The sequence below is a fragment of the Leptospira interrogans genome, assembly GCF_900156205.1.
In the GTDB taxonomy this organism is placed as follows: domain Bacteria; phylum Spirochaetota; class Leptospiria; order Leptospirales; family Leptospiraceae; genus Leptospira; species Leptospira interrogans.
Window position 1 is genome coordinate 19,931 of record NZ_FTNA01000011.1, and the last position, 14,159, is coordinate 34,089.

Below are 14,159 nucleotides of genomic sequence, written 5' to 3' on the forward strand. Positions count from 1 at the left end.
TTTTAGAAAATTATTTCTCGTTTTTTTACGCCCTGCTTACGTTAAATAGCTAATTTATCATTATAACTTCTGGTGGTAGTTCCTACGTTACAAAGTTTTATGGTAAAATATGGATTTGCGGGAGTTCCCACATTTATTTTTTACAGAAAGTCAAGTTGTTGTAAAACAAATCTCTTACATCGAACTCACGTTAAATTACCAAATGCAACCTAACTTGTAGGAACTACTGCACTTGATTAAAAATCTTTAAAGAATTATCGGATAAAATTTTTTGAGGTTTTGGTACAAGTTCTTAGTCAATACTGGATTTGTAGAAATTCATACAAATTCTTTCTTTTTTTGAAAATGTAGGAACTACTACTTTTGAAAAAAATTTTTGTAATCCACCGCGCGAACAATTAAGCTAAAAAACTTCAGTCAAAACATTTCTTGAAACCAATAGGGATTCTCTAAACTCATTTCGAATGCAATTGAAAATAAAATTTTGTATTCAAAAAGTTAATCCGACTCTTCAAGATTGTGGGAACTCTCACAAATTATTTTTTATCACGAAAATATACAATTTTCGTGATAAAAAATTAGTTCCTACTTACTCTCTGTTCAAATGAATACGTTCGATTTCAAAATAAATTGGCTGGAGTTCCGACCCCAAATTTACAAAACTAAAGAGGTTGAATTTTTTAAATAAGATTTAAAAAAATGAATTTATTATGCAAACATTAGTTTTTCTATATGACGGCGAATGTTCGTTTTGCAGAAACTTAGCCAAAAAACTACAAAGTCTAAATCTAAATCCTAAAATTAGATTTCGATCTTTCCGAGACTTTACGGAAAAAGAACTCAAAGAAATCCATCCCACCTTAAATATTCGTGTAGCAGAAGGAAACGTTCAAATGATTGCAAACGGAAGAAGATATCCAGGTTTTTTTGCGGTTCGGAAACTCAGCCATTCTCTCAAAGGGTATCGTTGGGTTTCTCCTCTTCTTTATCTTCCTTTAATTCCTATATTTGGAATGATTGGAATGATCTTTTTAAAGTCCTTGAAAAGTCGTTAGACCTTCGTAAAACACAAGTCTAGCGTCCAAGGCAAGTTGACTCCCTTCCATTACTCGATTCCGTTTTTCTTCCGTATCCGCCACAACTTCGATCAAACGAAATAATTTCTCTGCATGAGATTCATCGGCGTTTAAATTTACTTGAAAGAATTTACCTTCTGGTAAAATAATTCTTTCCCTTAAATTCAAATAAGATTTAAACATTCTAGAATATTCTAATTTAAGCAAATACTCATTTGCGGGGCCAAGAGCACCCAAGGCGGAATAAAAATCCGAAGTAGTAATTTTCTGCATCAGATTCAAATAAGAAGTCGTTTCCGGAAGTACATGTTTTTCATGGACAACTTCTCCCATATCCGAAAGGAATTTTTTCAAAATAAAAACGTGAGAATTTTCAACGTTTCCCTCTCCCAATTCTTCCCAGATATTGGAGACGAGTACAATCTTAGCTTCCACAGAATCACAAATTGAAGCTGTATTTAAAAACCAATTTACAAAATCTACACTTACAAAATATTCTTGACGAAGCCATAGAAGCAAATCTTCCCTTTCCATTTTATGTTCTTTTTTTTCTAACCAAAGATTAAAAGTAAGAACTGGATGATTTCGAACAGATTCTTCCAAGGTTTTTCTAAAAGTTGAAGCAGTATTGATTGATTGCATAAATCTATAATTTTATATTAGATTCCGAATTTTATTTTTAGAATATAAAAATCGATCAGTCTCGAAATCCAAACGCGCAATTTTTAGAATCTCTTGAAACAAATTTTTTTCGTCCCCAAGGCTATGACGATAACAAATCGGAAACGTGGAATAAAACGGAGACAATCCAGGGGTTAGATTCATTTCTAAAAAAAAAGGATTCCCTAAGGAATCCAATTTCCAGTCAAGTCTCGCAGGTCCGGAGGTCCCAAGAGATTCACAAAATAACACACTCTGTTGTTGAATTATAACTTCCAAATCTTTAGGACAATCAAATACGAGAGTCTCGGGCATTATACTTTTAGATTTCGTTTTTTCTCCGTATACATCTTCGACTTTTAAATCTTCTCGTAATATCAATCGTCCGGCAGAACTTACCTTATAACCAAAAGTGGCAGAACCAATTACAGAAATCGTATATTCGTTTCCTGTTAAGTATTCTTCCAAAAGATATGGGAAAAAAATTTCCGGAGCTTCAGACAATAAAGTATTCAGTTCTTCAAAACTATAAATGATATTTTTTTCTCCGATTCCAAGACTAGAACCTTCTCCCGCAGGTTTAATAAAAGCGGGGAAGGAAAAATTTTTCAGATTGAGTTCATTCCCTTTTGAAAAAGAAAACCTTTTTTTAATTTCAGAATTACATTCCAATTGTAGTAATTCTTTAAATAAAACATCCTTAGAGCGAATCCAAAATCCTGATGCAACAGGAACACCTATCGATTGTGCAAAAATTCGGGTTAAATTTTTATCTAAGGAAACATTTTGAGAATACGAGTCCGAACCAGTATGAGGAAAACCGAATAATTCGGCTACGGCAGGAATCAAAGATTCTCTATTTCTAGAACAAAACCCTTCCATTAAATGAAAAATTACGGGACGTTTAGAAAAGTCCAAATCACAATAACATTTTAATTTTTCCAGAAGTTCATTTGGAGTTACTACCAGTTCGATACTTTCTCCGACTTCGTTTAACAATTCTAAAATTGCGTCCACTGACTTCTTGGACTCCCATTCCTGTTTATAAATTTCCGGAAAATTTCCCTCAAATTCGTGTAGATCTGCATAAACCAAAACAGTAGGAGTCATTTTATTCATTTGATTTGTAGATTCCGAAAGAATTAGAAAAAACTCTTTCCCAGATTTCTGAAGAAATTTCCGGATAAAATTCCTCCATCTTAGAATCGATTGGTTCCGGACTGAAATGATAGGTTCCGCGTAACGCAGACTTGAAAACGTGTATCCTCTCCGGTTTGTAAAAACCCAAATACCAATTCGGAGTTAAAGTAATTTTTCCTCCTCCTCCAGGAAGATCGTTTACAAATTGTGGAATTCCCATCCCACCAATTTTACCTCTCATAAATTCAATGATTTCAATTCCTTTAGCAAGAGGAGTTCTAAAACCTCTAGAACCGGGAATCAACTCCGGATCGTACATATAATAAGCTCGAACTCGCAACTCCAATAGTTTTTTATGAAGTTCTAACATAGTTTGTCCGGAATCATTAACTTCTTTTAAAAGAACACATTGGTTGCCTACGTTCACTCCCGCTTTCAAAAGTTTTAAAATTGCTTCTTTTGCTTCGGGAGTACATTCTTTAGAGTGATTAAATTGAGTATTACAAAAAATGGAAAGTCTGTCGGTATTATGAGATTCTATTATATTACAAAGATCAAATGTAACTCTAAATGGAAGAGTGACCGGATTACGAGTTCCTAACCTACAAATCTTAACGTGTTCAATTTTTTCCAATCGTTCCAAAATCCAGTCGATTTTAGAATCACTTAGATTCAAGGGATCTCCCCCAGATAATACGACGTCGGTAATTTCTGGATGAGATTTGATGTAGTCGAAACAAATTTCCAAATCCTCCGTAAGCATTCTTTCTTTGGAATCGGAAACCTTACGACCTCTCATACAATGTCTACAATATACAGAACATTCATGGTTGGTAAAAAGAAGAACCCGATCTGGATACATATGTGTTAAACCTTTTACAGGAGACAATCGCTCCTCGTGTAAAGGATCAGGGGACTCTTCCGGAGAAAAAATACATTCGTCTTCTCTGGGAAGAATCATTTTTCGAATCGGACAATTTGGATCTTCTGGGTCTGCAAGAGAAATGTAATATGGAGTTGCCGAAACGTTTAAACGAATTGTGTTTTCAATTCCAATTTTTTCGCTCTCCGTTAAATCGAAATAACGTTCTAGTTCAAAACCTTTTACTCTATTCTGAAGTTGTGCCTTGTAATCGGTCCAATCAAAGGACGAAAATAACCGAGAACGATTTACAAAACTTTCTCCTTTAGATTTTTGTACAAAAGAATGGGAAGTATTCATTCGGTTGTTCCTATTTTCTTCGAGTCCGGGGAAAATCAAGCAAAGGTTGCCAAAAGGATTCGTTTTCTAAAACTGTCCTTAGAATGACTGTATTTTCAGTAGAATCTCTCCAAGCCCTTGCGTTCGATGTAGACGGTACTCTTTTTTCGTCTGAAGGGATCATTCTTGAAGTCTACCGAGATTCGATTCTAAATTTTTCCAAGACCTCCGGAATCCAAATCGAACTTCCTTCTCGAGATCGAATTATGGCAGAAATCGGTAAACCGGTTAAAACCATATTCTTCAACCTTCTTCCCCAGCTAAATGAAGAACAAAGAGACAGCATCTCCGATAGTGTGCTTCGTTTTCTTTGCGATAGAATTAAAAAAGGAGAAGGAGAATTTTATCCCAACGTTTTGGAAACTATAGAAATCCTGGCTCAAAAAGGTTATCGTATTTTAGCCGCCTCAAACGGAAGAAAACCTTATATCCAAACCATACTTGAAGTTTCCGGAATTCTTCCTAAATTTGAACCGATTTTAGTTTTAGACAACAAACGCATCCGAACCAAAGCAGAAATTTTAGAAGAGTATATAAAACTCTATCATCTAAAACCAAATCAAATTCTAATGATTGGAGACAGACTTTCCGATCATGAAGCCGCCAGACAAAACGGTTGTCCTTTTGCATTTTGTTCCTATGGACATGCTCCGGAAGGAGAAATTCCAGACTTCGATTTAAAACTTAAAAACATTTCAGATTTGAACGAAGTACTCTGATTTTTACCTGCATAGAATCCGTTTTTTTTCCGAAAATGAAAGTGTGCCGGATTCCGAAAAAAGAAAAAATATCATTTTCATTCTCACCGGAATTATTTTTACGTTAGTGCTCTTGGATAAAAGCACAGGCTCCGGATTTTCTATTTCTAACGAGGGATTTAATTTTAATAATATAGGAAAATTAACCCCAAAACCTTACTCGTCTTCAAAAGAAAATTTCAATCACAAAGAAATCATGGATCAAGCAGAAGAAGAAATTCTAGAAGAACTTCTTCAAAATGGAGATATACAAACCTCTACAGATTCATCCAACTCCATCGAAGAAGATTTAAACGAAGACGTTCCGGTTTTAGAACCTCCTATATTTTCTATGGATTCTACCAACGAACCCGATTTTCCAATTCCTTCGGAAAAAGGAGAATTATCTCTTTTTTTTCTGAAGTTTTACGGCAAAGGTAGTAAAAGTCATTCCAGACTTGTGAAAGTGCTTAGACTTTCCAAAGGCGGAGATAGGGTGAAATTGATCTTAAATTCTTTGATCGCTGGGCCGGTTTCTCAGGAAAAAGAAAAAGGAATCCTAAATTCCATTCCACAAAGTTTGCGTTACGACGATAATTATAGAATTGAGAAAGGAATTCTCAAACTTTCCCTAAGCAGCGATCTGGAAAAAGAAGCTGGTCCCGAAATTCTAAAAGATAGAATTGACCAACTTATCTATAGCCTTATGGAAAATCTTCCCATCCAGGGAGTTCAGCTCAAAATCAATGGTAAATTTGTACGTTCTTTAGGCGGGGAAGGATTGCCATTACCCTCTCTTCTGACAAAAAACCCTAGAAAGATAGTCGTTTTTTAATCGTCAAAAAACGAGTAACAACAAACAAACCGGCAGGATTATAAATCCTGATTGTTTATACAAAACCATTTTTAAAATGAGGAAGTTAGATCGTCCGATCTTTTGTAAAACAGATGAGGCTTTCTTTGGGAAATAATCAAAAAATAAAACTACTCGCTAGGAGAGTTTTTTTTAATCCGTTTCCGGATGATTATTTGAGAATTTATCAACCAGATGTTAGAAGAGCCACAGTTATCTATTTCTTTTTTTGTATCGGAATTAGTTTTCTTTCCTTTCTACTTCCGGACGGGGCTTCTTTACTCGGGAAAGAAAACCAAATTCTAGTATATTCCCGTTTAACCGTCTTACTTTTATCTGCTTTCTTCGCATTTCTGCTTATAAAATGGAGACCTTTTTTTAGAAGAAGGATAGAAAGATACAGTATTTTATCCTCAGGAGTAATCGTGTTCTCTATTCTCCCTTATGTTTTTTTAGATCCAGGAAGAATGGGACTCTACTTTCATTTTTATACAACTTTAGTTGTAAGTGGAAATATTCTTCTTTGGCTCACCGGAACAACCGTAGTCATTTTCAATGGACTTTTTTATTTTTCTCTAGTTTTATGTACATCTCTGACCGGAAACAAAAACGTACTTCAACACGATTTTGCAAACGTACTCATCTATCTTTTTACTGGAATTTTTGGAAACCTTCTGATTAATTTTTGGAGGGTGATGGATCACAGAGCCAAAAAAAAACTTCAAAAAGCTGTAAGTAAACTCAGAGATAAAAACATTCAAATTGAAAAAATTTCCAAGGTGGATGAACTCACTGGTCTCTACAATCGAAGATATTTGATCGAACAATTTGAATTATTTCTTAAAAGAGCACAACGTTATCGTTTTTCTCTCGCTATGATCATCTTAGATATGGATTATCTAAAAGAAATCAACGATTCTTACGGACATTTGGCCGGAGATTTATCTCTTCGTACAATTTCAGACGTGATGAAACAAAGAGTCAGAGCGACCGATATCTGCTCTCGAATCGGCGGGGATGAATTTTGTATTCTTTTAGATGCGATCAAAAAAGAAGATCTGGTTCAACTTTGCGAAAACTTAAGAATGGAAGTCGCCGAAAAAGAATTATCCTACCGAACCCAAAAAGGAAGTCCGGTTAAAATTACAGTTTCCATCGGTGCTTGTATCTTTGGTCCCGGAGAAGAATTCAGTTTTGACGACATCTATCATTCCATAGACTCAGCTCTTTATGAATCTAAAAAAAAGGGAAGAAACAGAGTTTCTTTTATAGAACCGATCCGTTACTTTCCCAGAGAATATCCGGGAACTACTGCTGCTTCTTAGGCGCAGGAAGTTCATAGTGATACGTAATTTCACAATAAGCCCCGTCGTCTATATATTTCGTGTCCACGGTTTCCATAAAAAATAATCTGTTTTTTTGTTCCGGTTCAAGTTCTTCTAATTTACGCGCCGCAATAGATTTCGCGGCGGTGCAAGAAGTATTCTTCATTTTGAATGTATCGTTTTCTTCGACAGAGGTTGAAGAAGCTCCACCAATCGCGATCAATTTGTATTTGTGAACGCCTAACACCTCTACGGTGACTCCCGTATCTACGTGAATATGCTCTTTGACTTGTTTTGTACAAGCCCCGAAAGCAAGTAAAAACACAAGAATACAATTTAAAATTCTTATCACCTTCGTTCCTCTCAAATTTTTTGTTTTTAGAGTCATCTTAAAAATGACTTAGAATGTTCGCAACCGTTCTTATAAGTAAAAATGTAGGAACTTAAACACCCTAAATCCTTGCTCATTTCAAAAACTTTATCAATTTTAATCCGTCAAAATGTTTTTTAGATCCGCTAAACTCGAACAAACAACTTGCGTATCTGTATTTCAGGACGTACAATCTATCCGAAATTAAGCTTTACTAAGACTTGCAAAACGATAATTTTTTCAGATTTTCAGCAGACTTTTCTATCTTTAGACTACCAATTTCTATGGATTAGAAGTTTAATTATAATTTCCTTTTTGGGTGTCAAATTAACTAACGTTAAAGAAACTCTACAAAATGAATTTTAAATTTGATCAGGATCACAAAACAGTGATTTTATATAGAAATTTTAATTGTGAAGTGATTCTTTTTGAATTGTATAGAAGATTTTCAATACTCATATAATTATCAGCCATCAGCCATTTTTAAATACAAAAATCGTCTTTCAAAAATTAAAAAATCAGAATATTTTATTTTTAATATATTTTAATCTTTTTTAAAATGGCTTTTCTAAAATTCCGTCCTATTGTTTTATACATCACACAATGAATTTTCAACCAAAGAGTATAGTTTTGTAAGTATTTAACGTGAGTTCGACGTAAGGAACCATGATTTCTGAAAAACGTTAGAATTCAAACTTTACAGATCGATTCTTTTAATGTAAGAACTACTGCAAATTACGATTTTAGAAACAAATTTTAAAATTGTAGGAATTAGTACTTTTAGAAAATTTTTTCTTATTCCGAACTCACGTTATTTAAGCGCAACCCTATTCACGATCAATTCTCTAAACAAAATCTACGATCAACTCGTTTTCGTATCGATCATAATTATAGAGAAGATCTCTTCGTTTAGGAGTAAATCCACCTTCTTTTAAAAACTTCACCGCTTCCTTTTCGGTCTTTAGTCCGTAAGAACGCAAAACGTTTTCTTCTATGACCACAGAGGATATATCGTCCGCACCGCTTGTGAGAGCCAATTGCCCTACTCCTTTGCCTAAAACCATCACCGAAGTTTCGATATGTAGAATGTTATCTAAAAAAATCCTACAAATTCCGAGAACCTTTAGATATTCCTGAGTTGGAACCGCACGAACTTTGAATCGTTTCGTTTGTGGTTGGAAGGTCCAAGGAATAAAAGATAAAAACCCTCCGGTTCTATCTTGTAGATTTCGCACAACGTTTAAATGTTCGATCACTTCTTCTTGAGTTTCTTCCGAACCGAATACTATGTTTGCACTTCCTGGAAGTCCGACTTCGTGACAGGTTTCCATCGCACGAACCCATTCTTCTGTGGTTGCTTTTTTAGGTGATATGATATTTCTCATTCTGTCCGTTAGAATTTCTGCCCCCGCTCCAGGAACAGAATCTAATCCGGTTTGTTTTAAAATTTGAAGCACTTCTTTGAGTGGAAGTCCGGTAATTTTTTCTAAGTTAATAATTTCAACCGGAGAAAAAGCACGAATATGCATGTGTGGGTATTTCTTTTTTACAGCAGAAATTACATTCAGATAATAATCAAAAGACAGATCTGGATAAACCCCTCCTTGTAAAAACATTTGATCAGCACCTTCACCAACCGCATAGTCCATCTTCTCCAAAATTTCTTCTACGGATAATACATAACCCTTACCGTTTCCAATCTCATCCATAAAAGAGCAAAAACTACATTCTACATTGCAGTAATTTGTATAATTCACAACCCGAAACATCGTATAACTAGCATAGTGATGAGGTAGAATTTTTTCTCGAAGCGAGCGCGCAGTCGCCATAATCTTAAGATGATCTCCTTCTCGGTATAAAGCCAAAGCCTCTTCGGGAGAAATCCGATTCCCATCCAATGCTTTTTCTAAAATACGATCTGTGGGTTGAGATGAAAAAATAGAAGCCACGTTTACTCCTTAGGATCCAGTCCATCTAAATATATATAAAAAAGTTCCGGTAATTTCAATAATCGAAGCCATTTTCTAAAACTTTGAAAGGCGCAGACTTTAATGATCACACTTCAATCTTTGAATGAATTCCGAATTTTGCACCTTCTTTTTAGATTTCCATTTTACTTCTAACTCTAAAATAACTGAACTTTTAAATAAAGAAATTCTAGAAGTTATCTCAAAAATATTTTAGAATGATTGGAGTCGGTATTTTAAGCAAAAATCAAGTATTTTTGAGATGAGGTTGTAAAAGAAGATTGGTCTCAATTTTTAATCGATCCAATCTTTCTAAAATAATTCCTGAAGCAAAACTTAAACCTTGCAGCCTAGACTTTTTGATAAAGTAAATTGGCTTTTTGGACCTAATAGAAGCTATGATGATCATAGTAAATATCTAAAAATTCCAACATAAAAAAAGAAAAACTCAGATCATAGACACTAACGTAATGTCCAGTCCGCCCAATCTCATACTTTAGAAAAGTAAAAAGTTGGAATCTGAAACTTCACAGATCGATTCTTTAAATATGGGAACTACCACAATTTATAAAATAGAAATTTAGAACACTTGAATCTGTAGTATTCAAGTGTTAGAATTACTGCAAATCACAATTTTACCAACAAATTCTTAAATTGTAGAAACTCATACTTTTAGAAAATTTTTTCTTAGACCCAACTCAGGCTAATTACATTAGTTTTAGATAAATTAATAAAATATAATTTATTTTTAATTTCTAAAAAATTTTCAAGCTTTTGTAATTACGATCATTCCTTGGGTTCATACGATAGGCCACTATATTCACAAATATTATAATTTAAAGAAGGTATTAAAGATCTAATTTCTGATTCTCGAATAGGACGTTCATCATGGAAAATCCACATATCTAAACATTCTGCTAAGAAACGAGTCATTCGATATAAAAACGTGGGGGTTGGAAAAGTTACAATCAATACACCTGGAGTTTTAACAAATTGTAAGTGATTCAAAAAAGCTTTCCGAGTATTTTCTACATCGAAGTGTTCGATCAAACCAACGCTAAAAACAATGTCAAACTTTTCTTCATACTGCGGATTGAGAATATCACTCTGAATCAATTCGGATGAAAACTCTTTTAAATTCGAAACTCGCTCTCGAAATTCTTGCAACCCAAGTTCATTGTTATCAAAAATCGAATAAACGTTTGGTAAAACTTGATCGCAAATTGTTTCGTAAAAACATGAATTCGCACCCCAATTTCAAGGATAGACGGATGATTCACATATTTAATATCTATGTATTCATCGACTAAACGACTATCGCTATTTTTCGAGTGATACTAGCCGTTTTATAAGGCTTTTTGTAATATACATCCCAATCCGTTTTTTTAGATTATAATAACCTGTTTTGATCTTCTTCAGCTTCTTTAGTAAAAGATATTATTTAAAAGATCACCTTTATTATTCCTCTTCGCTTTTGTTACCAAACACAAATTCACGTTGAATCGCAAAACTAACTAAAAAGAATATTGTCTCTACAAAAACCTTAGCAACAATTACATTCCATCCATGCATAGAATGTAAATAACGGATTGCAGTAAAAGCCAATAGACCTAACCCAGACACCAAAAATGCATATTTAACAAATTCAACCGCAACTCCTCCAGGATCTCTAAAAACAAATCGTTTATTTACAAAAAAATTAAAGGTTCCCGCAACCGTTCTAGAAAAAATGATACTTGTTAAAAGATTTGAAACTGAAAGATAAACTATTGTAAATACACAAAAATCAATGGCAGAAGTTAACATTGAGGAAAATGCAAATCTAAAAAAAAGGAAATAAATTCTAGCAGAATCAATAAGAGGGTTAAAATGAGATGATTTATTATTTTCTAGATAAAGTGTTTCAATTGACTCTTCAAAAATTCTAAGACGGTGCTCCTTAGTTGAAATCAACATATTCATTTCATACTCATATCTTTCACCAGACAAACGTAAACACGTAGAAAGAAATTTTGTAGGAATTCCACGTAACCCAGTTTGTGTATCTATAAGACGACGACCAATTAGGAATGCAAAGACGATACTAGTAATTTTATTACCGAGAAGACTGCGAAATGGAACATCTTTGTCGAATTTACGCGAACCAAGTATTAGCTGATCAGGGTATTTTAAAAGACTTTGTACCACTTTAATAACATCCGATACTTTATGCTGCCCATCCGCGTCCGCTGTAACAACTCCAAACATTTGAGGAAACGTAAGCATACAATAGTTAATCGCGCTCTTTAACGCACGACCTTTACCTAGATTTGTAGCATGATGCAGAAGATGGCATTGTTTAAATTTTGTTAGTTTCTTAAAAATAGGTGTGCAAGACTCTCTGCTTCCATCATTGATCACTACTATATTTACAATACCCTGTTGAATTAGTTCATCAACCAATTGCACTAATCGTTCATCAGGGTTATAAGCGGGAATTATGATTGGTATAGAAAATGACGATTTTTTGCGCATAGAATTACTGGCTCAACACCCCATAAGCGACAGAAACTGTCCTGTAGAATATTGTCAATTCATATTGATAACATTCTATTTAAGATATGTTAAATCGTATCATTTACAAAAGTTTGTTTCAAAATTCCAAAGAAAAAGACCAAAGAGAAACGTTTCAATCTATTGTTCTCAATTTTACATATCCAAGAACCAAGAAATTCTACGAATATAAACAAATGTAATATCGATTTAATTCTCGGATTTAGGATTTGAAGTTAAATCAACTACCTCCAAGTCAATTTTACCATTTTCTTTTTTTACTACGCGAAACAACTTATTACTTTTTAGATTTAAAGTAGATTTAAAAACGGAGGCGTATCTAGACCAAAAGTATTCATCCACCGAAGCTAACAATAGAAAATCATAATTTACTAATATATTCTCACTCCAAGTTTTTGGATCTATATCACTAGTCCAAACATCACCTTCATAATATGGACGACCAAGTGACCACCCTGAACTAGCCACACTCGTAGAATTTCGGGGTGATAATTCATACGAAATGATCCAAGGTTCAAAACCTGTTGTATTCTGCCAAATTACATAAACTCTTTCACCTCTTTTCAGATTTGGAATCGTATTGGAAAGGATTTTCTTAATCTCCATTCGTACAGGTAACGGTTTAGGTTGAGTCAATGCGAATAAGGCCGATTTTATAGGAGTCAAAAACAAAATGAAAATAACGAAAAGACCCTGGACAATTTTAGGTGAATTCTTTTCTTTCTGTTCACCAGTGCTAAGCATAAATCCCCAGGTTACTACGGTCCACGCGAGAAGAAAAATTCCCATATAACGCGTAAAAGACGCAACTCTAGTTCCTTCATAAGAACCAAAAGAATATAAATACATGAGCAAAAGACCAAATGAATATACAGTATAACCTAAAAACATGGTTAAGAAACCTACAATTGCAATACGTCTCTCCTGTCGCCTGGTTTCTATCACAATGGCTGCAATACCAAAAACCATTAAAAACAGTAAAGATTTAAGGGGAGTTAGCTTTAAAACAAATCTTCTGGAAAATATTTGAAGTATATTTTCAGGATTTATCTGATAGGTCTGAAATGCTTTCTTAAAGGTAGAAATCGTTTCTTTATCTCGATCTGTTGCTTCTGTTGAAGAAAAACTTTTTTTTATCTGAGAAATCGAAAACGAAGTTTCAAATACCTGAGAAAAACCAGACTTTTTTACGTGCCAACCCCATATCCGAGCTGAAATTATAGGTGTAGCAAGAATTAGAATCACAAGAAAACCGAATATAAGTTTTTGCTTAAGTGGCTGACTACCTGAAAAAGTATTCCTCTCTTTGAAAATCTGATCAAATACAAAAATAATCGAGATAAAAATTCCCAACATCAAACCGACTGCTTTTATAATTGGTAAAATGAATAAAGTTGGAAGTAGTCTTACAATTGTTATAGGAGCCGAAGTATTGGAGCGAATACAAGATATAACGGAAGCTCCACAAAGAAACCCAAGCACATGATCTACATAAAGACTTTGTAAACTGTAACCAAATATAAAAACCGCAAGAAAAACAACATTCAAAGTCAAAACAATTCGAAACCATTGGCGCCAGGTTAATCCTTCTAAAATAGCCACCGCACCTGCTAAAACCAATAAAGATTGTGCCCAATATGTATTTCCTTCGGACCAACCTATACTTTTTGTTATCCAATATTGAAACAATGCGGTCCCGGGTGGATAACTCTTAAACATAAGAGGACTGTTCGCTTTGGTAAATGAATTTAAATGAAACATTTCCTTAGCCGAAAAACCCCAATGCGTAAACTCATCCCATCCTTCAAACAATGCTCCAGATAACTTAATGTAAAAAAAACACGCTAAAAGGAAAAAGATCACCGGCCCAGGCTCTAAAAGACTCGTTAACAGTTGAATCAAATTTCTGCGCGCGGCATACAGACTTATAAACCCTAAACATATTCCAAGACCTATAAAACACCATAAAGTTGGCAGCAAAAGATCAACAAAACCAGAAGCAAAAAGTATGATAATTTCCGTTGATATAATAAACAAAGGCATACTTGCCGTGGACCATTTACTATAACGAATTAGAAAAATTAAATAACCGTAGAAACTTAGTATGAGAAAAATAAACCCCATTTTATAACTCCAGACAAGATACTTCTAATTTTAAAGAATGTGAATCTAACATTAGAAAATCTGAGCAAATAAAAAACTCAATCAATGACTCTT

Annotated in this window: 13 protein-coding genes; 4 read left to right on the top strand and 9 right to left on the bottom strand. The window is 34.1% G+C overall.

The annotated features are described in order from the left end of the window. Positions 1-710: 710 nt before the first annotated feature. The gene (locus tag BW942_RS10540) at positions 711-1,055 is read left to right on the top strand and encodes a DCC1-like thiol-disulfide oxidoreductase family protein (protein ID WP_001194243.1); all 345 of its coding nucleotides are present in this window, start codon (positions 711-713) and stop codon (positions 1,053-1,055) included. Here BW942_RS10540 and BW942_RS10545 read toward each other — a convergent pair. Genes BW942_RS10545 through BW942_RS10555 form a run of 3 tightly spaced genes read right to left on the bottom strand, consistent with a single transcriptional unit; the run spans position 1,032 to position 4,098 of the window. Then, positions 1,032-1,718, bottom strand: a complete 687-nt coding sequence (locus tag BW942_RS10545) for an iron-containing redox enzyme family protein (RefSeq protein ID WP_001190719.1) — start codon at positions 1,716-1,718, stop codon at positions 1,032-1,034. The genes BW942_RS10540 and BW942_RS10545 overlap by 24 nt on opposite strands. 12 nt (positions 1,719-1,730) lie before the next feature. Further along, a complete protein-coding gene (locus tag BW942_RS10550; RefSeq protein ID WP_001038596.1) occupies positions 1,731-2,855 on the bottom strand; it encodes a D-alanine--D-alanine ligase family protein in 1,125 nt (374 codons plus the stop codon). Then, the gene (locus BW942_RS10555; protein ID WP_001097889.1) at positions 2,848-4,098 is read right to left on the bottom strand and encodes a KamA family radical SAM protein; all 1,251 of its coding nucleotides are present in this window, start codon (positions 4,096-4,098) and stop codon (positions 2,848-2,850) included. Before BW942_RS10555 ends, BW942_RS10550 begins: the two co-directional genes overlap by 8 nt. A gap of 83 nt (positions 4,099-4,181) precedes the next feature. Between BW942_RS10555 and BW942_RS10560 the strand changes: the two genes are divergently transcribed. The 3 genes from BW942_RS10560 to BW942_RS10570 all read left to right on the top strand — a co-directional run bounded on the left by BW942_RS10560 (position 4,182) and on the right by BW942_RS10570 (position 7,052). After that, a complete protein-coding gene (locus tag BW942_RS10560) occupies positions 4,182-4,856 on the top strand; it encodes an HAD family hydrolase (RefSeq protein ID WP_000215708.1) in 675 nt (224 codons plus the stop codon). 43 nt (positions 4,857-4,899) lie between these two features. Beyond that, positions 4,900-5,709 (top strand): GerMN domain-containing protein, encoded by an 810-nt coding sequence (locus BW942_RS10565; protein ID WP_001113397.1) that lies wholly within the window; start codon positions 4,900-4,902, stop codon positions 5,707-5,709. A gap of 113 nt (positions 5,710-5,822) precedes the next feature. Continuing rightward, on the top strand, positions 5,823-7,052 hold the full coding sequence (locus BW942_RS10570) for a GGDEF domain-containing protein (RefSeq protein WP_001239790.1): 1,230 nt from the start codon (positions 5,823-5,825) through the stop codon (positions 7,050-7,052). On the opposite strand, the gene BW942_RS10575 is transcribed toward BW942_RS10570, so the two are convergent. The 6 genes from BW942_RS10575 to BW942_RS10595 all read right to left on the bottom strand — a co-directional run bounded on the left by BW942_RS10575 (position 7,036) and on the right by BW942_RS10595 (position 14,066). Beyond that, positions 7,036-7,440 (bottom strand): LIC11299 family lipoprotein, encoded by a 405-nt coding sequence (locus tag BW942_RS10575; RefSeq protein ID WP_000173137.1) that lies wholly within the window; start codon positions 7,438-7,440, stop codon positions 7,036-7,038. The genes BW942_RS10570 and BW942_RS10575 overlap by 17 nt on opposite strands. An 827-nt stretch (positions 7,441-8,267) precedes the next feature. Further along, the gene (gene mqnC, locus BW942_RS10580; RefSeq protein WP_000146501.1) at positions 8,268-9,371 is read right to left on the bottom strand and encodes a cyclic dehypoxanthinyl futalosine synthase; all 1,104 of its coding nucleotides are present in this window, start codon (positions 9,369-9,371) and stop codon (positions 8,268-8,270) included. Between the two features lie 265 nt (positions 9,372-9,636). Next, positions 9,637-9,798, bottom strand: coding sequence for a hypothetical protein (locus BW942_RS21450; RefSeq protein ID WP_002068674.1), 162 nt, complete (start codon positions 9,796-9,798; stop codon positions 9,637-9,639). A gap of 377 nt (positions 9,799-10,175) precedes the next feature. Beyond that, a complete protein-coding gene (locus BW942_RS10585) occupies positions 10,176-10,556 on the bottom strand; it encodes a methyltransferase domain-containing protein (protein ID WP_001983108.1) in 381 nt (126 codons plus the stop codon). Positions 10,557-10,847: 291 nt separating this feature from the next. Continuing rightward, positions 10,848-11,903, bottom strand: a complete 1,056-nt coding sequence (locus BW942_RS10590) for a bifunctional glycosyltransferase family 2/GtrA family protein (RefSeq protein WP_001227922.1) — start codon at positions 11,901-11,903, stop codon at positions 10,848-10,850. 228 nt (positions 11,904-12,131) lie between these two features. Next, on the bottom strand, positions 12,132-14,066 hold the full coding sequence (locus BW942_RS10595; protein ID WP_000505755.1) for a hypothetical protein: 1,935 nt from the start codon (positions 14,064-14,066) through the stop codon (positions 12,132-12,134). Positions 14,067-14,159: the final 93 nt, after the last annotated feature.